Below are 22,025 nucleotides of genomic sequence, written 5' to 3'. Positions count from 1 at the left end.
GGGGTGTTGCATGACTTTTTGGCCTCTGGTCATTGTTGAATAAGGGTTTTTTACTATCTTTTTTGTAGTTTCCTTACCGCTTCGGTGCGTCCACCAGAACCAATTGCGTGGCCCGAACTGCTTCGGTGGGTGGCAGGGGCGGCATTGGGGCTGCGGCCTCATACTGTCAAAGGCCCAGAAAACGGAGTTTTGGCGCAGCCAAATCGGCCGCCACCCCAAAACCTTCCCTGCTGGCGAGTGGCTGTTGCCCTCGGATAAGAAGCCAAAACGCATCGAGTTCTCAACTCCCAAAGGTTGTTGATGGAAGTGGTTTATTTGCCAATCACCCCCAAACGGGGGCTACTCAAACTGCTCAGGGCCGCTGAGAATGGGGGGAAGTAGCTAAGGCCCATTCTCCGATCTGTAGCAATTCGCAAGGAATGAGTAAATGAAGCGAGATATTGATCTGGTCCGGCAGATCCTTTTAGACGCCACATCTCACGAGAATGGCTACGCGAATAGCAACCCGAAACTCAATGGTTACACAGAGGACCAAATTGGTCACCACATTTATTTGATGCAACAAGCAGGTCTTGTCGAAGCTGCGGACTCTTCCACACTGGACGGCACGAGTCCAACAGCCTTACTTATCAGCGTCACTTGGAAAGGACATGATTTCATTGAGGCCGCACGAAGCAACTCGATTTGGTCATCTGCCAAGGAAAAAGCAAAGTCAGTGGGTGGTTCCTTGAGCTTTGACCTCATGAAAGAACTACTCGTAGCGACGGCGAAAAGTCAACTTGGCCTCTCTTAGCTGTCCGTGCGCATCCCAACATATGAACAATCAATCGACCATCAGGGGAACAGCACATGGCAAGTTATGTTGAAGATGCACTCGTCACCAACGAGAAGCTCGTCCATTCTGGGCGTGTCAGCCTGTGGTCTGTATGGCATTTGATTGTGTTTGGTGTCCTTTTGACGCCCTTGTTTGGCTTGGGCTTGCTGCTTCTCGTTTCCGCATTCATTGAATTCAAAACTACAGAGCTGGCTATCACCAACCGGCGGATCATTGTTAAACATGGTTTCATCAGGCGCCGGACCATTGAAATGAACCTCAACAAGGTCGAGAGCATTCAGGTGGATCAGGGTGTTTTGGGCCGTATGCTCGATTTTGGTACCTTGGCCATCTCGGGTGGCGGTCTTCCTCAGGCAACGGTTGACGGCATCGCCGAGCCCATGAAGTTTCGCAAAGCGTTTATTGAAGCGCAGGAATTTGCCAGTAGCCTTGCCTGAGCCGCCTCATGCACCGCCGCCACCTGCTCCTAGCTTTCCCCGTGTGCTTCACCGCACACGCGCAGAACCTGGACCTGCCTCAGGCCAGCCCAGCCGATGCGGTCAATGTTTACATCATCCCCACCGATGGCGTTTCAGTGGATGCCGTGGGTGAGATTGCCCGAGCGCTAAGCAAGGCAACTGGCCTGTGGATCAAGGCAACCATGTGGGCGCCATCCGATGGCATCGAGCCGTTTGCGGGCACCAACCAGTATCCGGCCGAGGACTACTTTCCCCTGGGGGCTCGTGTTGGCCGCATGTTGCGAGAGGTGTCGCCCAGAACCTACTACATCGTGCTGACTGACCACGACATCAACTCCAAAAGCCGCAACTTCCGCTTCCAGTACTCCAGCCACAGCCCGATGGCCAACACCTCGGTGTTGTCGATTGCGCGCCTGCTCTACACCAACAACGGTACACCGGCTAGCAACGAGGTGGTGGGTGCGCGCGTGGCCAAGATGCTGCTGCGCATCGTGGGTGAAATGCGCATGGGCTGGAAACGCAGCAGCGACCCGGCTGACCTGATGTACGCACCCATCATGTCCATCGACGATGTGGATCGTATGGACCTGGCCTACTCGCTGCATACCCATCAACCGGCGCGTTGAGGTCGGCGGCCGCATCTGCCAGCCCTGCCCGAAGCCCTTTGCGTTTTGACTGGCGCCAGCATGCAGGGAGCCGCTTATGCCGAAGAGATGTGTGGCCTGTGACGCGGTGCCAGCACAGCGGCGCGCTGCTTGACCTGATGTGCACTCCTGGGCGCAGCGGTTTTTTGCCAATTTCCCCCAAACGGGGGATACCCAAACCGGGCTGCACCGCTGAGAATATGTTGGGATGCGGCGCCAGCCAATGCTTGAAGTTGCCATGGTCTGCTTCTGTTTATGGAGCACCTAGCCCTTTTGAAATAAGGGCTGGAGTCACTTTTTGATGTAACTCTCTTGTTGGGTGCTCTGAGGGTGGTGGTACAACCCGGCGTCTGGCATCATCCCTTCCATTTCCTACCCATGAGTGACCGGCCATGAAGATAGAACAGAAGAAGCTCTCCAATCGGCATACCTTCACCTTTGGTGCAGACAGCTTCAATTTCGCCTACCGTGACAAGTCCGGATCGGGTGATGTCGACATGGTCTACGCCGACTTTCCCCTCAAATCCTCGACGCGTATTGAGCAGAATATGTGGCTCAGAAATGTTGGGTTTTTATGGGCGGTCCTGGGTCTGGTGCAGGTGGGCTACGCACTGGTCAGCGCCAGGTCTTTGAGCGGAACCGGGTTTTGGCTGCTGCTGGGCTTGGCTTGTCTGTTGTGGGCCCACTTGAGCAAGGTCACCTACACCGTTTTTTCCGCTGAACGTGGCAGCGTCTGGGTCATCCAGGATGCCAAAAGCCATGATCAGATCATTGACGAAATCCAGTCACGCAAAAAAAGCCAGCTGCTGGCTTTGTACGGCGATATCAACCTGGACAATGGCCTCGACCGAGAGGTGGGCAAGTTCCGCTGGCTGGCAGAGCAGCGTGCCCTCAGCACCGAAGAGGCCGAGCGACGCATCGCACAGGTGCAGGCCGCCTTGAGTGCGACTCTGGTCAACCCCTCCACTGCCATCAATTGATGCTATCTGCGCCAGGGTCAATCGCAGCGCCACTTGGGTTTTATGGAGGAGTCACGATGAAGCTTTTGCACAGGTTGGGTGTGTTGATGGGCATGGCAGCGGCCACGGGCGCTGGCGCCGAACAAGCCGCTGCGCCTAAGAATGACCACGCCGTTGTGGTTCATTTCGCTTATGGATCGAAAGATCTGACCAAACTCTTTGCGCTGGAAGATGAGCTTGAGAAGGCCATGCTCTCGGCAGGTGCGGGTGAATTGGACGGCAACGAAGTGAACGTGGATGGCAGCGACGGCTATCTCTTCATGTACGGCCCGCATGCCGACAGGCTCTTTGCGGTGATCAAGCCGATACTTGACAAGACGCCCTTCATGCGTGGTGCTCAAGCCCAGTTGCGTTTTGGCCCACCACAGTCTGGTGCGCAAGAAAAAACCATTGTGATCAATCCCTGACACGACAGTCCAGACGCAGCCATGTTCCACCCACCTGATGCTACAAACACATGATCTCCCTTGAGTTTCTGATCACCTCCCTGATCGTTGTGCTGATCCCCGGCACGGGGGTGGTCTACACGGTATCTACCGGCCTGGTGCAGGGCCGCAAGGCCAGCGTGTATGCGGCTTTGGGGTGCACCGCCGGGATCGTGCCGCACCTGTTGGCAACTATTCTGGGCCTGACGGCTGTGATGCACACCAGTGCGTTGGGGTTTCAGGTGTTGAAGTACGCCGGGGTGGCTTACCTGTTGTATGTGGCGTATGCCACTTGGCGGGACAAGGCCGCTTTTGCGGTGGATGGCAGCATGGCCAAAACCTCGGCCACGGGCCTGGTGACCAAGGCGTTTTTGCTGAACATTCTGAACCCGAAGTTGACGATCTTCTTCCTGGCCTTTTTGCCACAGTTTGTGCAAGCCACAGGGCCCGCGCCTCTGGTGCAGATGCTGGTGCTCAGTGCAGTGTTCATGGCCATGACGTTTGGTGTTTTTGTGGTCTACGGCTTGATTGCGCATGTGTTTCGAGAGCTTGTGATTGAGTCGCAGCGTGTGCAGCGCTGGATGCGTTACAGCTTTGCGGCGGTGTTTACCGCCCTGGGTGCCAGGCTGGCGACCAGCGAGCCGTGATGGGCAGTTCTGCCGGGCACCCTGGTCCGTGTAAAGTCGGGGCAAGATCAATAGATGGTATTTTTGCCTGTAGCCCTTATCCAATCAGCACCATGAGCTATGTTTTAGATAGTATTTTTGCAGGCTCCACCGCTTGCCTGTGTCGCCGTTCAAACCAAAACCCGCCATGCTGAGCGGGGATCATCTTGACTTTCAGGTGCCGTTCCAGGGCGCGTTGCTGCATGGCAGCCGCTGGACGCCGCTAGGTGCCAGCCACACGGCGCTGATCTTGCATGGTGGTGGCACCTCAGCCGCCGAGGGGTTTGGCGAACTGCGCCGCTTTTTGCATGCCCGCCACATCGAGACCATCGCTTTTGATGCGGTGGGGCATGGCCGCACCGGGGGCGCCCAGTTGGGCACCACGCTGGAGGAGCGGGTGCAGCAGGTGATTGCCGTTGTTCAGTCGCAGGGGCTGGTGCCCGAGGCGCTGGCGCTGGTGGGTTTCAGCATGGGGGCCTACGTGGCAGTCAAGGCCGCTGCCCAACTTGGCGTGCCGCGCCTGTGTCTGGCCATTCCGGCGGCTTATGCCACCCAGGCCTACCAGGTGCCGTTTGGCCCGCAGTTCAGCCAGATCCTGCGTACACCCGACAGTTGGGTGGATTCGGATGCGTTTGACCTGGTGGCCGATTACACCGGCCACCTGCTGGTGATATCGGCCGAAGAAGACTGCGTGGTACCGCCCGAGATTCCGCACACCTACCTGACCTGTGCCAGCAAGAGCGCCAGCCGTCAGCACCACATCATCCACCGGGCTGGCCACCAACTCAGCGAGCACTATGCGCGCGAGCCACAGGCCCGTGAAGACGCTTACGCTGCTATCGCCGCGCTGTGCCAGCAGGGTAGTCACAGATCCCCAACCTGAGCCATACACCATGGGTGTTTCTTTAAGCTGGGTTGCGGTGCAAGGGCTTTCTGCCGAAGACGCTTTGTCACGGCTGGGTCTCAAACACACCGGCAACACTTGCAGTTACCCGTTCAAGGGCATCGCCAGCCATGGCTTGTTGGCAGACTGGTTCTTGGTGATGGCTGGTCGGTGTGACCACCGTATTGGTTTGCCGCCAAGCTTGTCGACGCTGTCAGCGGGTTGCCGCTTGGTGGCCTGCGCGTTGGAAGAACATGTCAACTACGCGTCGACCGCGCTTTGGCAGGACGGCCAGATGATCTGGCGTGTTGAACACCAGGGCGACGTTGACCCCGAGAACATGTCTTGCCAGGGCCAGGTGCCGCAGCGGTTCCATGGCTTGCTGGCCACAGCGCAGCCCGAGGACAGCGAAAGCCTTGAAGGCCACTTCCACATGGATGTGCCGCTGATACTGGCCAAAGAACTCACCGGCTTTCGCCACGACGAGTCCAACCCGGTGCTGGATAACACGCCGTTTGACGAATTGCTCGACCTGCAGCCCAAAGCCCGCTGGTGGAAGCCGTGGGCCTGAGCACCGGATTGGTGATCAGATTCATGGGTTGTTTGGGCTTATAGCCCTTGTTGTAAAAGGTTCAATAGCTATCTGAGTTGTAGCAAACGGGTTTGCAGGTGCAGGCTGCCAGGGGGCTCTGCCGCCAGCCTGCGCGCGAACAGCGACAATCCAGCTCCTTTTTGATACTTTGCCGGGTTGTTGCCCGGCCTTTTTTTGCATGTCTGAACCTATTGAAGTTGAAGTCCGTCCCGCCAAAGAGCGCGACGCCAAAGTGATTGCCGAAATCCAGGCCGCTGCCGCCCAGGCCGCGTTCAAGGCGCAGTTTCCCGGCGAGCCGATGCCGGAGTTTGATTCCCTGAAAAAGAGCCAGGCCTACTGGCGCGAAGCCATCGAGTTCGCCGACCCGCAGGTGCTGGTGGCGGTGGCCGAGGGTGATGTAGTGGGTTTTGTCGGTTTTGATCGCTCACGCGACCCCAAAACACCGGCCACCATGGGAGAAATCTGGTCCATGTACGCCCGCCCGAGCCACTGGGGGCAGGGCGTGGGCTTGGCGCTGTGGGACGCCGCGCGCGACGCATTGATCGAAGAAGGCTGCACCAAGGTCACCGCCTGGGTGCCGCTGGGTTACGAGCGTGCGCTGCGCTTCTTCGACATGGCCGGTTACAAACGCGAAATGACCAGCATCAAAACGGTGCTGGTGGGCCTGACGCGGATCGAAGAGATCCGCTTCAAGCGCGACCTGAAGTAAAACTCAGAGGCGGCGTACCACCACGCTGCCAATCGAGTACCCCGCACCAAACGAGCAGATCACCCCCACCTCACCAGCGGCAATGTCTGCCTGGTGGCGGTGGAAAGCGATGATGGACCCGGCCGAGGCGGTGTTGGCAAATTCATTCAAGATCACCGGTGCATCGTCTGCTGTGGCGTCGCGCCCAAGCAGGCGCCGGCTGATCAGTTGGTTCATCGCCAGATTGGCTTGGTGCAGCCAGAAACGGCGCACCCCGCTGGGGGCCAGGTCCAGCGTGGCCAGATGGTTGCTAATGTGCTCGGCAGCCATTGGGCAGACCTCCTTGAACACCTTGCGGCCTTCCTGGTAGAACAGCTGGTCGCGGTCGTCGGGGTTGCGGTCTTCCGAGCGCGACATGAACCCGGCGTTGTTGCGGATGTTGTTGGAAAACGAGGTAACCAGCTTGGTGCCCAGCACCTCAAACGCACCTGCCGGGGCGGAGTCTTGTCGCTCCACGAGGATCGCGGTGCAAACGTCGCCAAAGATGAAGTGGCAGTCGCGGTCCTTCCAGGCCAGGTGGGGTGAGGTGATTTCAGGGTTGACTACCAGCACCGCACGCGCTGAGCCGCTACGCACCGCGTTGACCGCCATCTCGATGCCGAAGGTGGCCGAGGAGCAGGCCACGTTCATGTCAAAGCCAAAACCCTGGATGCCCAGCGCCTGCTGGATCTCGATCGCCATGGCCGGGTAGGCGCGCTGCATGTTGGCGGCAGCGCAGATCACCCCGTCCACATCGGCGGCGGTTTTGCCAGCACGCTGCAAGGAGTCTTGCGCAGCGGCCACGCTGATCTCGGCCATCAATGAGATTTCTGAGTCTGGCCGACGCGTCAGGCGCGGGCGCATGCGTGTGGGGTCGAGCACACCGGCTTTGTCCACCACATAACGCTGCTGGATGCCGGACGCCTTTTCAATGAACTCCACGCTGGAGTGAGGCACCGCTGCTAGCTTGCCTGCTGCTATGTCAGCAGCGTGTTCAGTGTTATGCAGGTCGGCATATCGGTTGAAGGTGTCCACCAGTTCGGCGTTGCTGATGATGTGGGGGGGCACATAAAGCCCGGTGCTGCTGATACAAACGCGGTGCATGAAAGGGTCTTTCTGAAAGGGAGCGCAAGTCTGGAGGGCACTTGGCCACCCGCCATTATCGAACCTGCAGCAGGCCCCGCTGTTGCATTCCTTCAACGGCCATGTCAGTCAGCCAGGGAGAGCTGGCCTGCGGGTTCAGATGCCAACGGTGTCGCTGGTGCAAGCCCGCCTGGGTGCGGCAGAATGATGATCATGGCCGGGTCGTTCTGGTTGGCTGGGGGGCCAAGCCAATGCAGCTGGGTTCCACACCCATGCCATGTGACCAGCACGCCGGTGAATAGCTTGCAACGGGTCTCAAAGGAGGTTTCAGCATGCCTAGCTTGATGGACATCGTCTCATCACTCGGAAAAGACGCCTTTGTGTTTCAGCACCTGACGGCGCGCGAGGAGTTGTCCCGACCCAGTGTGTTCGAGGTGGACATGCTCAGCGCGCAGGCGGGCATCAGCGCCGCCAAAATACTGGGCCAGCGCCTAACGCTCAAGCACGAACTCAAGGGGGGTTGCTACCGGTACTTCAACGGCTACGTGACGCGTTTTCAGCAGATGGGCACGCGCGGTAAGTTCTACGCCTACCATGCCACGGTGCGCCCCTGGCTGTGGCTGCTGACCCGCACGGCGGACTGCCGCATCTTCCAGGACAAGACCGTGCCGGAAATCGTCCTGCAGGTGTTTGCCGATCACAAGGTGGCGGACACCCGGCTTGCACTTTCCAACAGTTACCGCAAACACAGCTACTGCGTGCAATACCGCGAGAGCGACTTCAACTTCGTCAGCCGCCTGATGGAGCAGGAAGGCATTTACTACTTTTTCATCCACGCAGAAGGGCGCCATACCCTGGTGCTGGCGGATGCGTACAGTGCACACGCACCAACCAAAGGCTACGACAAGCTGCTCTTCAAGGGGTCGGCCGAACCGGTGCGCCCCGACCAGGAATACGTCAGTCAGTGGGGCCATGCCTTCGAAATCCAGCCGGGCAGGTACGAGACCGATGCCTTCGACTTTGAACACCCGAGTACCGAACTCGCGGTGTCTTCAAAGATGTCGGCAGACCATGTGCTGGCTGACTACGAGGTTTATGACTACCCGGGGGACCATCTCTCCTCGGCAGATGGTAACCGGCTGGCTCGGACTCGCATGGAAGAGTTGCAGACTTCTGTCGACGTGGTTCACGGTGAAAGCAATGTGCGTGGCCTTTCGGTCGGGGCGCTGTTCACGCTGGGTGGACAGCCTCAGGCTGATCAGAATCAGGAGTACCTGGTGCTGTCGACGATCTACAAGCTGAGTTCGGGCGACCAGGATGGCGGCGTGGCGGCAGGTGACAGCTGTGTCTGCCGGTTCACTGTGCTTAGCAGCAAGCAGCCGTTTCGACCGCGACGGACAACACCCAGGCCACTGGTGCAGGGGCCGCAGACGGCCATCGTGGTGGGGCCTGCTGGTGAAGACATCCACACCGACAAATACGGCCGGGTCAAGGTGCAGTTCCATTGGGACCGTTATGGCAAAAAGAACGACAACAGCTCCTGCTGGGTTCGCATCTCACACCCGATGGCCGGCAAGGCCTGGGGCATGGTCACGATTCCACGCATCGGCCAGGAGGTGATTGTTGACTTTCTGGAAGGGGACCCGGATCAACCGATCATCACAGGCCGGGTCTACAACGCCGATCAGATGCCGCCCTGGGAGCTGCCAGCCAACAAAACGCAGAGTGGTGTTCTGACGCGCTCGACCCAGGGTGGATCAAGCGCCAACGCCAATGCCATCCGGTTCGAGGACAAAAAAGGCAGCGAGCAGCTCTGGATACATGCCGAGAAAAACCAGGACATCGAGGTCGAGAACGACGAAACACACTGGGTTGGCCACGACCGGACGCACAAGGTTGACCACAACGAGATGATCACTGTTGGCAGCAACCATAGCCTCACCATTGGTGCGTCGCAGGTGGTCGCGGTCGGGGCTTCGCAAACTGTCAGTGTTGGCGCCTCACAATCCGTCACTGTGGGGGCCAATCTGAGCGAGGTGGTTGGTGGTGCGCAAACCAGCACCGTTGCCAAGGGCCGCAGTACATCGGTGGCTGAGAGTGACACGCTGACGGTTGGCAAGAATCTGGTCATCGAAGCGGGTGATTCGGTCACCATCAAGACCGGCAGCGCCAGCATCGTGATGAAGAAGGACGGGACGATTCAGATCAAGGGCCAGAACATCACGATCGAGAGCGCAGGCAAGATCAATGTCAAGGCGAGCGGCGACCTGGTCATGAAGGGCTCGAAAATCCTGCAGAACTGACAAAGCGGACGACGAGCGAGCTGGCGATCGCCGGACGGCCATGATCAGAGTTTTGATCTTTTTGGCCGTTAGCCCTTGTTGTAAATGCGCAATTTGCTACTTATTAGATAGCAAATAAAGATGCCGTTGTGGCTTTCAGACCTCACCACCGAATTTTTGGGTAAGGTTGGCGATGTACTGTTCCACCAGTTTCTCAAACTCGGCCTGCACTGCGGGCACCACCACCATCTTGACCAGGCTGGGCAGGGGCATGGTCACCTCGCCCTGGATTTTCAGCGTCAAATGGGTAGACGTTTTTTTGTCGACGATCTTCCAGCTGCCCGACACCAGGGCGTTGCCTTCATCGGCCACCGGAGTCCAGATGACCGAGCCCTTGGCCGGGTTGCTCACATATTTGGAGGCATAAATGGTCTGCAGCACAAACTTGGCCACGCCAATTTTGGCCATCTCCCAGCGGTACACGTTGTCACTCAGGTCCACCAACTTGTCCAGCTTGGGAAAGTGGCTGGCGGACTTGGGCACATCGGACAGCAGCTCAAACACGGTGTGATAGGCCGCCTTGACGGCAAATTCGTAACCCAGATCCAGCTTGACAGTGATGGCCATCGTTGTCTCCCAAAAAGGTGATCTGCCAGTGGCGGCGATGTTCACATCCACCAGCGCACCAGAGCAGTGCAAATGATAGCCCGCTGTGTGTGCTGGCGGCGGGCTCAATTGCCGCCACAATCTGCCCCGTGCCAAATCTGCCTAACGACTCCCCAATCTTGCTTCTGGCCCCGATGGAGGGGCTGCTGGACTTTGTGCTGCGTGACATCCTGACCCGTGTGGGCGGGGTGCAGCGCTGTGTCTCCGAGTTCATCCGTATCACCGACACCTTGTTGCCAGAGCGCGTGTTTGAGCGCCTGATGCCCGAGTTGCTGCACGGCAGCCAGACTCGCTCAGGTGTGCCGGTACGCCCGCAGTTGCTGGGTTCTGACCCGATTTGTCTGGCCGACAACGCCGCGCGTCTGGCGGCCATGGGGCCGAATGGTGTTGACCTGAACTTTGGCTGCCCCTCGCCAGTGGTGAACCGGCACCGAGGCGGCGCAGCCTTGCTGGACGAGCCCGAGTTGCTGTTCAAAATTGTGTCCGAGGTGCGCCGGGCGGTGCCTGCGCAGCAGCCGGTGTCGGCCAAGATGCGCCTGGGTCTCAAGGACGACAGCCGGGCTGAAGCCTGTGCGCAGGCCATTGAGGCGGCAGGTGCCAGCGAGCTGGTGGTGCATGCACGCACCAAAGTGGATGGTTACCGCCCACCGGCGTATTGGGAGCGAGTAGGAGACATCCGCCAGGTGGTGAAGTTGCCGCTGGTGGCCAATGGTGAGATCTGGACCGCTGCCGACGCCCAAGCCTGCCGTCTGGCCAGTGGTTGCCATAGCTTGATGCTTGGGCGTGGCATCGTGGCCAATCCGGGCTTGGCGCTGGAGATTCTGGCCGCCCAGACGCCACACGGCGCAGGCCATCTGGAGCCGGGTTCAAACGCGGACATGGTGTTGCCCTGGGAGCAATTGCTGCCTTTGATAGCCGACTTCTGGCAGCTGGTGGGCTTGCATCTGCGGCGTGATCAGCAGACCGGGCGGCTCAAGCAATGGCTTAACCTGTTGCGCCGGGTCTATCCGCAGGCACAGCTGGCGTTTGAGGCAGTCAAGACCTTTCACCACCCGGCGGATGTGGACGCTTGGCTGGCAAAGCAGATGGGTGGGCTTGAATTTTGCATTGCTGGCGCCATGTCACAGTAGTCTGCAGCATCAGAGGCGGCTCGATAAAATGAATTCATGAGCACCAAAATACCGAAAATTATTCCGCAACGCCCTGTCAAACCTGAAGTGGACGACTCAGACGGCACGGTGGTGCTGGAGCGTCGGACCCAGAAAACCAAGCCGCCCAAGCTCTACCAGGTGGTCATGCTCAATGACGACTACACACCGATGGAGTTTGTGGTGATTGTGATTCAAGAGTATTTCGGCAAGGATCTGGAAACAGCGACCCAGATCATGCTGAAGATTCACCTCGATGGCCGAGGCGTCTGTGGCGTTTACTCGCGCGACGTGGCGGCCACCAAGGTGAGTCAGGTACTGGATGCAGCCAACAAAGCGGGGCATCCCTTGCAGTGTGTCGCAGAACCGTTGGATTCCTGAGCATCTGAATCCTTGTAGAGCCGCCCTGATTTCAAATCAGATTACAGTTGACCATCGAACCGAAGCTACTAAAGGAACACCATGATTGCCCAAGAATTGGAAGTCAGTCTTCACATGGCGTTTGTGGAGGCGCGTCAACAACGCCATGAATTCATCACCGTCGAACATTTACTGCTGGCTTTGCTGGACAACCCCAGCGCAGCCGAGGTGCTGCGCGCTTGTTCAGCCAATGCCGATGACCTGCGCAAGTCGCTTGTCACCTTCATTAAGGACAACACCCCGCAGGTGGCTGGCTCCGACGATGTGGACACCCAACCCACGCTGGGTTTCCAGCGCGTGATACAGCGTGCCATCATGCACGTGCAGTCCACTGGTAGCGGCAAAAAGGAAGTCACCGGTGCCAATGTGCTGGTTGCCATTTTTGGCGAAAAAGACTCCCACGCCGTGTATTACCTGCACCAGCAGGGGGTGACCCGGCTGGATGTGGTGAACTTCATTGCCCACGGTATCAAGAAATCAGATCCACCTGAGCCCATCAAGTCTGGCGAAAGCCCGGCTGATACCGAAGACGGTGGTGCGGAGAAAAATGAAAAGTCCTCGCCGCTGGACCTGTACACCCAAAACCTGAATCAGCTGGCCAAGGACGGCAAGATCGACCCGCTGATTGGTCGCGACTACGAGGTCGAGCGTGTCATCCAGATCCTGTGCCGTCGCCGCAAGAACAACCCGTTGCTCGTCGGCGAGGCTGGTGTGGGCAAAACCGCCATCGCCGAAGGGCTGGCCTGGCGCATCACCCAGAAAGACGTGCCCGACATCCTGGCCGAGTCGATTGTCTATTCACTCGACATGGGGGCCTTGCTGGCGGGTACCAAGTACCGCGGTGATTTTGAGCAGCGCCTCAAAGGGGTGCTCAAGGCCATGAAAGACAAGCCCAACACGATCTTGTTCATCGACGAAATCCACACGCTGATTGGTGCGGGGGCGGCCTCTGGAGGTACGCTGGATGCGTCCAACCTGCTCAAACCGGCGCTGAGTTCGGGTGCCCTCAAATGCATCGGTGCCACCACCTTCAGCGAATACCGTGGCATTTTTGAAAAAGACGCAGCCTTGTCACGCCGCTTCCAGAAGGTGGATGTGGTTGAGCCAACTGTCGAGCAGACGGTGGACATCCTCAAAGGGCTGAAATCGCGCTTTGAAGAACACCACAGTGTGAAATACGCGCTGGCGGCTTTGCAGGCAGCGGCGGAACTGAGCGCCAAGTACATCAACGATCGCCATCTGCCGGACAAGGCGATTGATGTGATTGATGAGGCAGGTGCCGCACAACGTATCTTGCCGGCCTCCAAACGCAAGAAGATCATCAGCAAGACCGAGGTCGAAGAGATTGTGGCCAAGATCGCCCGCATTCCCCCTGCCAATGTGTCCAACGATGACCGCGGCAAGCTCAAGACGCTGGAGCGTGACCTGAAAAACGTGGTGTTCGGTCAAGACAAGGCGCTCGACATGCTGGCCTCCAGCGTCAAGATGGCGCGCTCTGGTCTGGGCAAGGGTGACAAGCCGATTGGTGCCTTCCTGTTCAGCGGCCCCACGGGTGTCGGAAAGACCGAAGCGGCCAAGCAGCTTGCCTATATCATGGGCATTGAGCTGATCCGCTTTGACATGAGTGAGTACATGGAACAGCACGCGGTGAGTCGCCTGATTGGCGCACCTCCCGGTTATGTGGGCTTTGACCAAGGCGGGCTGCTGACCGAAGCCATCACCAAGAAGCCGCATTGTGTGTTGTTGCTTGATGAGATTGAAAAAGCCCACCCGGCGATTTTCAACGTGTTGCTGCAGGTGATGGACCACGGCACCTTGACCGATAACAACGGGCGCAAGGCTGACTTCCGCAACGTCATCATCATCATGACGACCAATGCGGGTGCCGAGACCATGAACAAGGCCACCATCGGTTTCACTAACCCGCGTGAGGCGGGTGATGAAATGGCCGATATCAAGCGCCTCTTCACGCCGGAATTTCGCAACCGTCTGGATGCCATCGTGAGCTTCAAGGCACTGGATGAAAACGTGATCCTGCGTGTGGTGGACAAGTTCCTGCTGCAGCTGGAAGCACAACTGGCCGACAAGAAGGTGGAAGTCACCTTCACCGACAAGCTGCGTAAACACCTGGCCAAGAAAGGTTTTGACCCGTTGATGGGTGCCCGGCCAATGCAGCGCCTGATTCAGGACACCATCCGGCGGGCACTGGCCGATGAGTTGCTGTTTGGTCGCTTGATGGACGGTGGCCGCTTGACGGTGGATTTGGACGACAAGGACGAGAGCAAAACCGAGGTGTTGCTTGATATCACCCCGTTGCCCAAAAAAGAGGGCAAACCCAAGCCTGAATCACAAGAGGCGACACTCAGCTAAGTCGTCAGAGCTTCCCCTGTCAACCGGTACGAGCCACGCGTGTGGTCTGTACCGGTTTTCTTTTTGCTGCAGAGGGGGAAAAAGCACAAAAAAAAGGGTTGGCCTTACGACCAACCCTTAAGGGATCCCTGAACCTGATGGTTACGAAAGGACCCGAGGAGACAACTAGCTGAAACGCGGGGTTTCCAAATTCAAAACTGTACCAAGTATCTCAGGGTTTTCCCTTAGTTGATTAGAGGTGCACACTTATTTTTGAGTCTGTCTGCTATATGCAACAAAGATGCCAATCAGCGTTTTTTAGCTGCAGGTTTGGCCGCATTGGCTGCGGTGCTGGTCACTGCGTTGAAATTGGCTTCAGCGACATCGGTGGCTTGTTTGACCGCTTTCTGGACCGATTCCAGAGCGTTGTTGGCCGCAGCGACAGCACTTTTCAGAACAGCCACAGCCGCTTCTGAGCCGGCTGGGGCACTTTTGACAGCCGAGTCCAACATGCCGGTGAATTGTTGCTGAGCTTGCGCAGCCTGACCTTCCATCGCTTTGGTGAATTCACTGGTGGTGCCAGAGGCGATTTCGTACAGATGGCGGCTGTAGGCGGCCGTTTTTTCAGCCAAAGGCTGGAAGATGCCGGACTGCAAAGCCAACAATTCCTGGGCGTCTTTGACGCTGAGCAGGGCCTTGGCGTTGTCGCCTGTTTCGGCCAAAGCGGCTTTGGAGGCACTCATGTTGAGTTCAACAATTTTCTCGACACCTTCAAAGGCCTTGGCGGTCAAACCTAACAAGGTATCAATGTTGGCTTTTTGGGCTGCCACAATTTGTTCCACAGTCAAAATTGTTGTCATCGTCATCTCTCCATCGGTTGTGTAAAAAAGTGAGCTGCGCCGAAACCTTGCTCAGACCTAAATATGTTGCAGTGCAGCATGATTCAAATTATAGAGACAAGTTCGCGGCTGGCAAGTGTTTGTTGTTGCATTGCAGCAATTTAGGTTGTTGTACCTAAATGACCTGTCTGTCAATGCAGCGACACAATTCGGGAATGGACGCTTTTTACGCTGATCATTTTGTGTTGCCTTTGCCGCCAGGGCACCGTTTTCCGATGCAAAAGTACGCCATGCTTCGCCAGGCGCTGAGTACGGAACTGCCGGAAATATGTCTGAAAGAGGCGCCTATAGTGAGCGACGCGCAGTTGGCACTGGTGCACAGCCCAGCCTACATCCATGCCATCCAGACCGGCGAGATGAATCCAGCTGCGATACGTGAGATTGGTTTTCCCTGGAGTCTTGAGATGGCTGAACGAGCGCGTCGTTCAGTTGGCGCCACCATAGCCGCTGTAGCGTCTGCTTTACAGCAGTCTGTGGCTGCCAATCTGGCGGGCGGAACACACCATGCCTATGCTGATAGAGGCGGTGGCTTTTGTGTATTCAACGATGTCGCCGTCGCCATCCGGTGCGCCCAAAGGGAGGCGATCAGCTGTGGGTCTGAGCCATTGCGGGTGGCAGTGATCGACTTGGACGTCCACCAGGGCAATGGCACCGCGCATATCTTCCAGGATGATCCAAGTGTCTTGACTCTGTCGCTGCATGGCGAGAACAATTTTCCCTTTCGCAAGGAGAACAGCGATCTGGACGTCGGCTTGCCGGATGGCTGTGGGGATGATGACTATTTGTACGCTCTGGAGAATGCCTTGGACACGCTTGATCAGCGCCTGCTCCCCGGTTTGGTGGTGTATCTGGCAGGTGTTGACCCTTTTGAGCGAGATCGCTTGGGCCGCCTCAAGCTGACTGCCAGCGGGCTTCAAACTCGTGATGAGCGTGTGTTTGCCTGGTGCCACCATCGACGCGTGCCCGTGGCTTTTGTGATGGCGGGGGGATATGGCTTGGACATCAGTGAAACCGTCCAGCTACAGGTCGCCACCTACCGGACGGCGTTGTCGTATTGGCGCCTGGCGCAGTCCGCGAATGTCTCACAACCTCAGGCCAGTTCTTCATGAGCCGATTTCTGCTTCAATCCGTTTGTTCTTAACCTGTTCATCACCAACACCTATGACTCAAACGATGGATTTTTTGGCGGAGCAAGCCGCTGTGGACCATGCCATCACATCTCGCATGTCGGTGCGTGCCTTCAGCCCACAGGAAGTTCCAAAAACGGAGCTGATGCAGCTGCTGGCGCTGGCGAGTCGGGCGCCCTCTGGCACGAACACCCAGCCTTGGAAAGTTTATGTCCTGCAAGGTGCCAGTCGTGACAGTCTGGTGGCCAAAGTGTGTGCTGCCCATGATGTTTTACGCGCCAATCCAGAGCTGGCCGCCGAATATCGGGAAGAGTACGACTATTACCCTGAAACATGGCTCAGCCCCTACCTTGAGCGCCGCCGCGAGAATGGTTGGGGACTCTACGGTTTGCTTGGCATCGGCAAGGGTGACAAGGACAAGATGCATATCCAGCATCAGCGGAATTTCCACTTTTTTGACGCCCCGGTGGGCTTGATGTTCACCATGGATCGTGCCATGGGTCGTGGCTCGTTGCTGGACTACGGCATGTTTTTGCAGAGTCTGATGATTGCGGCGCGTGCACGTGGCCTGCACACCTGTCCACAGGCGGCCTGGAACAGCTTTGCCAACATCATCAAGCCGCACATCGGTGCCGGTGCCAACGAGTTCCTGGTGTGTGGCATGGCCTTGGGTTACGCCGATCTGTCTGATCCCGTGAACACGTTTCATACACCGCGGGTTGTTGTGAACGAATTCACGACCTGGCTAGATTGAGGCCGTTCAAGATAGTGTAGGGATGCTGCAGCATCTCCCATGCCGGGCAAGTCAGCTTGCCGCAGTTGATAAAAGTTTGCGCTGCTGTTTCGTCGGCCCATTTAAATCCGCTTAGAATTCTCGTTAGTTGGGCGGTGTAAGTTGAATGTAACTGATGCCTGAAAGTCAAAAAACCATTTGTGCGAAGCAGCGAATAGCTTGCAGCTATAAATTTCGTGAACGCCAATTTTCCTAAGAGGTAGGTTGTGAATAAAACAGAACTGATTGATTACGTAGCATCCAATGCTGACATTCCCAAGGCGGTTGCCGCACGGGCGCTCGAGGCCACGATCTCGGCGGTCAAGCTGACTTTGAAGAAGGGTGACTCCGTGTCTTTGGTTGGTTTTGGCACATTCGCCGTCGGGAAGAGGGCTGCGCGAGTGGGGCGCAATCCCCGTACCGGTGCGTCGATTAAAATCAAGGCAGCCAAGGTGCCCAAGTTTCGACCTGGTAAGGCACTCAAAGACGCCATCAACTGAATTTCGTTTTCGGTGGGGTGATTAGCTCAGTTGGTAGAGCGGCGCCCTTACAAGGCGTAGGTCGGCGGTTCGAGCCCGTCATCACCCACCACCCATGCAAAGGCGAACTCTTGGTTCGCCTTTTTTGTTTGTCCGCAGGAGAGTTGTCACATGTTCGATATTTTTCGGAAACACACCAAGATCATGATGATTTTGTTGTTTCTGCTGATCATTCCATCCTTTGTGTTGTTCGGCATTGATCGGTACAACCAGGCGGGACAGTCGGACGAGGTTGTTGCCAAAGTCGGATCTGTGGAAATCACCAAAGGACAGTGGGAGCTCGCACACAAGAACGAGGTGGACCGACTGCGCGCGGCCAGGCCGGAGTTGGATGCCAAATTGCTGGATTCACCGCAGGCACGTTTTGCCGTCCTGGAGCGGCTGGTGCGCGAACGTGTGATGCTTGTGGCTGCTGAAAAGGCCAATTTGCAGACCAGTGATGCCCGTTTGGCCAGGTTCTTGCAGGAAGACCCCACCATCGCATCTCTGCGCCAGGCAGATGGAAAGTTGGATATCGAACGTTATCGGCAGTTGGCCGCCAGCCAGGGGCTCACCCCCGCAGGTTTTGAGAACTCCGTTCGCCAGAGCATTTCCCAGCAACAGGTTGAAGCTGGCATTGGTCGATCTGGTTTTGTGGCTGCAGCGCCTGCCGATGTCGCCTTGAGTGCTTTTTTTGAGAAGCGTGAAGTTCAGGTGGCCAATTTCCTGGCCAAGGACTATGCCGCCCGTGTGAATCCGTCTGACGCTGACCTGGAGAGCTTTTACCAAGCCAATCAGGCCTTGTTTAAGTCGCCTGAACATGCCAAGGTCGAGTACGTTGTGCTGGATATGGATGCGGTCAAAAAGGGCATCAAGCTCGCTGAGGCGGATGTGCGCGCCTACTATGTGCAAAATGTCGCGCGTCTGAGCGGTGTGGAGGAGCGCCGGGCCAGCCACATCCTGATCAGTGCGCCCAAGGATGCACCGGCCGCTGATCGGCAAAAGGCCCAGGCTCAGGCACAAGCTTTGCTCAAAGCTGTTCGCGCTGCACCTGACAGCTTTGCAGATGTCGCCAAAAAGAACTCTCAGGACACTGGTTCGGCCAGCAAGGGCGGAGATCTTGATTTCTTTGCACGGGGTGCCATGGTCAAGCCCTTTGAGGACGCTGCTTTTGCGATGAGAAAGGGCGAGATCAGTGACCTGGTCGAGTCTGATTTGGGTTACCACATCATCAAGCTCACCGATGTCAAGTCACCCAAGCCGCGCAGTTTTGAGGAGTTGCGCCCAGGTCTTGAGAACGATCTCAAGACCCAGCAAGCCCAACGCAAGTTCGCTGAATTTGCGGAGCTTTTCACCAACACGGTGTATGAGCAGTCAGACAGTCTCAAACCCGTGGCCGAGAAGCTGGGTCTGGAAGTCAAGACGGTTGACCATCTGCTGCGCCAACCAGCAGCCGGTGCCACGGGTGTCTTGGCCAGCGAGAAATTTCTCTCTGCTTTGTTTGCTTCAGACAGTGTGGAGAACAAGCGCAATACCGAAGCTGTCGAAACTGCGGTCAACCAGATGGCGGCAGGGCGTGTGGTGGCCTACAGCCCAGCGAGCACACTGGCTTTTGCAGAAGTGAAGCCGATGGTGCGTGCACGTGTGGTGGAGTCGCGTGCCGTTGAGCTTGCACGCCAGGATGGTGCGGAGAAGCTGGCCATCTGGAAAAAGGCGCCTGACAAGGCGTCGTTGCCAGGGGCCGTGGTGGTGTCGCGCGATCAGACACAGAACTTGCCAAGCCAGCTTTTGACGGCAACCTTGGCTGCAGACACCACCACGCTGCCTGCTTGGGTGGGGGTCGATTTGGGGGCAAATGGTTATGCCGTGGCCCGCATCAACAAGGTGTTGCCACGTGATTTGGCAGGCCAAGCTAACGCAGCACAAGATCGTGAACAGTACGCACGGTGGTGGAATGCTGCTGAAACCCGAGCTTATTACGCGGCCTTGAAAGACCGCCTGAAGGTTGAAGTGCTGGTGCCCGTGCCAGCTGCTAGCGTTACACAATAATTGCTGCTCTAGCCCTTATTTATAAAGGGCTAGTTGCTATATAAAAAGCAGTATATTGGCTGCGCTGCATTGGCTGACACCACCGCCGTGGTGAACCGGAGACGGGGTTTAGCCGCAGCTTGGGCCACCGTTGGCAAGTTGTTTGGCGGTCAGAGCCAGCTCTGGCGGCCAGCTGTCTGCCAGGTGGCCATGCTGGTAGACCGCGCTGCAGGCCGCATCGAAGGCTTTGTGACCCGCAGCCAGTTGCGCGCCCACCATGCCCGCAAGGACATCGCCCGTACCCGCACTGGCCAGGCGGGCGTTGCCAGTGATGTTGATGACTGGTGTTTGCTCCGGGCAAGCGATCACCGTGCCGGAGCCTTTGAGCACCACCGTGCAACCAAAGCGTTGAGCCATGGCCTGGGCAGCAGCCAGCCGGTCCCCTTGGATCTGGTGTGTGCTCACCGCCAGCAAACGGGCCGCTTCCAGCGGGTGCGGTGTCATGACTGTGGCTACATTTTGCCCTCGGCGTGCTGACAAAGTAGCTTGCAGTGTGCTGTCTTTTGCTATTTCATTAAGAGCGTCTGCATCAATCACGACAGGGGATTGAGAGCTCAAAACCTCATGCAATACGGTCTGGATCACCGGTCCACCGCCGCAGCCGCACACCAGTGTCATGCTGGACAGGTCGAGCGACCTGAACGTGCGAAACATCAACTCTGGCTGTTGAGCATCCACCTTCAAAGCGTCGTCATCCAGCAGCCCGACAAATACCCGACCCGCGCCAGCATGTAATGCCGCGCTGGCGGCCAGCAAGGCCGCGCCGGTCATGCCAGGGGCGCCGCCAATCACCGCCACATCGCCATAACTGCCTTTGTGGGTGGCGTGTTGTCGGACACACGCCAAGGGGCGGGCATTCAGGCGAGCCAGGGGCGCCACAGTGTCCAGTGTGTGTGTATCAGCCGCCAAGGCATCGAACCAGATCGCACCCGCAGCATCGCGTCCCTGGGCCGTGAACAGGCCAGGCTTCAGGGTGAGCAGGCTCAAGGTATGGCTGGCTTGCACAGACAACTGGTTGGCTTGGCCGGTGTCAGCATGTAGCCCGGAGGGGAGATCAACGGACAGTATCGGCCCGCCTTGGGCGTTGATCTGCCGGATCCAGTCGGCCAAGGGACCTTGGGGTTCCCGCAGGCTGGTGCCTATGCCGAGCAGGGCGTCGATGCACAGGTCAAAGTGGCCGCTGGGCAACTTTGTCTGAATGGAAAAACCTGCGTCCAGCAGTTTTTGGTGAGCCGCTGCTGCGTCGGCGGGGGCGTGTCCTGCGTCTCCGAGCCAGGTCACCACACAGTGTTTGCCCCATTGCTGCAGGTGCCAGGCGGCTTCCAGGCCGTCGCCCCCATTGTTGCCAGGGCCGCAAGCGATCCAGATTCGTTGTGCGTGGGGTGCGATGGCCAGGGCCAGACGTGCGACCGCCAGGCTGGCGCGTTGCATCAGTGTGTGAGCGGGGAGGGTCAGGGCAAGGGCGTATTCCAGCTGCCGTGTGTGATCCACTCCGTGCAAGATGTGGTGGATACCTGGAGTGATCTTGTACACAGCCTAGAACTCGTAACTATCGCCTTCTTTGGCCAGTCGGTAGATAGGGTCTCCGGCTTGGCGCGGGTGTTCACGCAACACCTGTTCAAACACCTGGTCGAGTGCGTCGTCACTGCGAGTCGGTTCGTGATGGGTGCAAAACAACATCTTGGCCCCGGCCAGTTTGGCGTATTCGATGCTCGTGTCAAAGGTGCCGTGCCCCCAGCCTTTTTTGGCAGGGTATTCCGCATGCGTGTATGAGCTGTCAGCGATCAGAACGTCGACGCCCGCCATGGCCTGCAGGATGTCGGCAGTTTTGGCGTCGACAAAGCTCTGGTACTCGGCAAACTCGGGGTCCTGTGATTCGTAAATATTGGGTGGGGGTTCATGGTCGCCGGTGAAAAAAACCGACTTGCCATTGGCTTCGATACGGTAACCAAAGTCGATCACCGGGTGGTTCATCATGTAGGGCGTGATGGTGGCTGAACCAATTTGGATACTCTCGTTGGGTGTGAGGGTGACGTACTCGATGCGGGCTTTTAGTTCCGCTTCACGCACCGGGAAGTAGCTGTACTGCAGTTGCACCGACATCACCTGCTCGACCCCCTTGCCGGTAACCGGGTCATAAGCCCCGTGCAGGCGCAGGGTGTTGCCAGGGATGAAGTTGGGTACAAACAGAGGCAGCCCCTGGATATGGTCCCAGTGGGAATGGGTGATCAAGACGTTGGCTGTCACAGGCAACTCGGTCAGCAGAGACTGGGACAGCGGGAAGATGCCGGTACCGGCATCCAGGATGATGAGTTCGTTGTTGTCGGTGCGCACCTCAATGCAGGTGGTGTTGCCGCCGTACCTGACCGTGGCTGGTCCTGGCGACGCAATGGAACCCCGGACACCCCAAAATTTGACTTTCATG

Annotated in this window: 22 protein-coding genes and 1 tRNA gene; 18 read left to right on the top strand and 5 right to left on the bottom strand. The window is 57.6% G+C overall.

Going from position 1 to position 22,025, the window contains the following annotated elements; all coding sequences use genetic code 11:
- The first annotated feature begins 427 nt into the window (after positions 1-427).
- The 9 genes from KKO72_RS12885 to KKO72_RS12845 all read left to right on the top strand — a co-directional run bounded on the left by KKO72_RS12885 (position 428) and on the right by KKO72_RS12845 (position 6,230).
- Positions 428-793: a DUF2513 domain-containing protein gene (locus KKO72_RS12885; RefSeq protein WP_214938857.1), complete on the top strand. Its 366-nt coding sequence runs from the start codon at positions 428-430 to the stop codon at positions 791-793.
- Between the two features lie 56 nt (positions 794-849).
- Complete coding sequence (locus KKO72_RS12880) at positions 850-1,272, top strand: PH domain-containing protein (RefSeq protein WP_214938855.1); 423 nt, start codon at positions 850-852, stop codon at positions 1,270-1,272.
- A gap of 8 nt (positions 1,273-1,280) precedes the next feature.
- The gene (locus tag KKO72_RS12875; RefSeq protein ID WP_214938853.1) at positions 1,281-1,919 is read left to right on the top strand and encodes a hypothetical protein; all 639 of its coding nucleotides are present in this window, start codon (positions 1,281-1,283) and stop codon (positions 1,917-1,919) included.
- A gap of 410 nt (positions 1,920-2,329) precedes the next feature.
- Complete coding sequence (locus KKO72_RS12870) at positions 2,330-2,917, top strand: hypothetical protein (protein WP_214938851.1); 588 nt, start codon at positions 2,330-2,332, stop codon at positions 2,915-2,917.
- Positions 2,918-2,973: 56 nt separating this feature from the next.
- Positions 2,974-3,363 carry a hypothetical protein gene (locus KKO72_RS12865; RefSeq protein ID WP_214938849.1) on the top strand — a complete coding sequence of 130 codons (390 nt, stop codon included), beginning with the start codon at positions 2,974-2,976 and terminating at the stop codon, positions 3,361-3,363.
- Between the two features lie 50 nt (positions 3,364-3,413).
- Complete coding sequence (locus KKO72_RS12860) at positions 3,414-4,028, top strand: LysE family translocator (protein WP_214938847.1); 615 nt, start codon at positions 3,414-3,416, stop codon at positions 4,026-4,028.
- A gap of 166 nt (positions 4,029-4,194) precedes the next feature.
- Positions 4,195-4,929 (top strand): alpha/beta hydrolase, encoded by a 735-nt coding sequence (locus tag KKO72_RS12855; protein ID WP_214938845.1) that lies wholly within the window; start codon positions 4,195-4,197, stop codon positions 4,927-4,929.
- 10 nt (positions 4,930-4,939) lie between these two features.
- The gene (locus tag KKO72_RS12850) at positions 4,940-5,500 is read left to right on the top strand and encodes a hypothetical protein (protein ID WP_214938843.1); all 561 of its coding nucleotides are present in this window, start codon (positions 4,940-4,942) and stop codon (positions 5,498-5,500) included.
- 199 nt (positions 5,501-5,699) lie between these two features.
- The gene (locus KKO72_RS12845) at positions 5,700-6,230 is read left to right on the top strand and encodes a GNAT family N-acetyltransferase (protein WP_214938841.1); all 531 of its coding nucleotides are present in this window, start codon (positions 5,700-5,702) and stop codon (positions 6,228-6,230) included.
- A gap of 3 nt (positions 6,231-6,233) precedes the next feature.
- On the opposite strand, the gene KKO72_RS12840 is transcribed toward KKO72_RS12845, so the two are convergent.
- Complete coding sequence (locus tag KKO72_RS12840; protein WP_214938839.1) at positions 6,234-7,352, bottom strand: beta-ketoacyl-ACP synthase III; 1,119 nt, start codon at positions 7,350-7,352, stop codon at positions 6,234-6,236.
- A gap of 311 nt (positions 7,353-7,663) precedes the next feature.
- On the opposite strand from KKO72_RS12840, the gene KKO72_RS12835 reads away from it, so the two are divergent.
- The gene (locus KKO72_RS12835) at positions 7,664-9,634 is read left to right on the top strand and encodes a type VI secretion system Vgr family protein (protein ID WP_214938837.1); all 1,971 of its coding nucleotides are present in this window, start codon (positions 7,664-7,666) and stop codon (positions 9,632-9,634) included.
- A gap of 135 nt (positions 9,635-9,769) precedes the next feature.
- Here KKO72_RS12835 and KKO72_RS12830 read toward each other — a convergent pair whose 3' ends face one another.
- Positions 9,770-10,240, bottom strand: a complete 471-nt coding sequence (locus KKO72_RS12830; RefSeq protein WP_214938835.1) for an SRPBCC family protein — start codon at positions 10,238-10,240, stop codon at positions 9,770-9,772.
- A 173-nt stretch (positions 10,241-10,413) separates the two neighbouring features.
- Between KKO72_RS12830 and KKO72_RS12825 the strand changes: the two genes are divergently transcribed.
- From KKO72_RS12825 to clpA, 3 genes are all read left to right on the top strand, one after another.
- On the top strand, positions 10,414-11,409 hold the full coding sequence (locus KKO72_RS12825) for a tRNA-dihydrouridine synthase (protein WP_214938864.1): 996 nt from the start codon (positions 10,414-10,416) through the stop codon (positions 11,407-11,409).
- Between the two features lie 36 nt (positions 11,410-11,445).
- Positions 11,446-11,808: an ATP-dependent Clp protease adapter ClpS gene (clpS, locus tag KKO72_RS12820; RefSeq protein WP_078363265.1), complete on the top strand. Its 363-nt coding sequence runs from the start codon at positions 11,446-11,448 to the stop codon at positions 11,806-11,808.
- A gap of 81 nt (positions 11,809-11,889) precedes the next feature.
- On the top strand, positions 11,890-14,217 hold the full coding sequence (gene clpA / locus KKO72_RS12815) for an ATP-dependent Clp protease ATP-binding subunit ClpA (protein ID WP_214938833.1): 2,328 nt from the start codon (positions 11,890-11,892) through the stop codon (positions 14,215-14,217).
- 287 nt (positions 14,218-14,504) lie between these two features.
- Here the strand turns inward: clpA and KKO72_RS12810 are convergent, their stop codons facing one another.
- Entirely contained in the window at positions 14,505-15,056 is a 552-nt protein-coding gene (locus tag KKO72_RS12810) for a phasin family protein (RefSeq protein ID WP_078366708.1), read from the bottom strand.
- A gap of 194 nt (positions 15,057-15,250) precedes the next feature.
- Between KKO72_RS12810 and KKO72_RS12805 the strand changes: the two genes are divergently transcribed.
- The 5 genes from KKO72_RS12805 to KKO72_RS12785 all read left to right on the top strand — a co-directional run bounded on the left by KKO72_RS12805 (position 15,251) and on the right by KKO72_RS12785 (position 19,561).
- A complete protein-coding gene (locus KKO72_RS12805; protein ID WP_214938831.1) occupies positions 15,251-16,204 on the top strand; it encodes a histone deacetylase in 954 nt (317 codons plus the stop codon).
- Positions 16,205-16,268: 64 nt separating this feature from the next.
- Positions 16,269-16,976 carry a nitroreductase gene (locus KKO72_RS12800; protein ID WP_251140628.1) on the top strand — a complete coding sequence of 236 codons (708 nt, stop codon included), beginning with the start codon at positions 16,269-16,271 and terminating at the stop codon, positions 16,974-16,976.
- Positions 16,977-17,221: 245 nt separating this feature from the next.
- The gene (locus KKO72_RS12795; RefSeq protein WP_214938827.1) at positions 17,222-17,494 is read left to right on the top strand and encodes an HU family DNA-binding protein; all 273 of its coding nucleotides are present in this window, start codon (positions 17,222-17,224) and stop codon (positions 17,492-17,494) included.
- Positions 17,495-17,509: 15 nt separating this feature from the next.
- Positions 17,510-17,585: transfer RNA gene (locus tag KKO72_RS12790), tRNA-Val, on the top strand.
- Between the two features lie 59 nt (positions 17,586-17,644).
- Positions 17,645-19,561, top strand: coding sequence for a SurA N-terminal domain-containing protein (locus KKO72_RS12785; RefSeq protein ID WP_214938825.1), 1,917 nt, complete (start codon positions 17,645-17,647; stop codon positions 19,559-19,561).
- A gap of 108 nt (positions 19,562-19,669) precedes the next feature.
- Here the strand turns inward: KKO72_RS12785 and KKO72_RS12780 are convergent, their stop codons facing one another.
- A complete protein-coding gene (locus KKO72_RS12780) occupies positions 19,670-21,133 on the bottom strand; it encodes an NAD(P)H-hydrate dehydratase (RefSeq protein ID WP_371736877.1) in 1,464 nt (487 codons plus the stop codon).
- Between the two features lie 3 nt (positions 21,134-21,136).
- Positions 21,137-22,024, bottom strand: coding sequence for an MBL fold metallo-hydrolase (locus tag KKO72_RS12775; protein ID WP_214938821.1), 888 nt, complete (start codon positions 22,022-22,024; stop codon positions 21,137-21,139).
- Position 22,025 lies beyond the last annotated feature (1 nt).

It is taken from the genome of Rhodoferax sp. U11-2br (assembly GCF_018619435.1).
Lineage (GTDB): Bacteria > Pseudomonadota > Gammaproteobacteria > Burkholderiales > Burkholderiaceae_C > Rhodoferax.
Note: the sequence above shows the minus strand (reverse complement) of the source record. Positions and strands in the feature narration are given on the sequence as shown.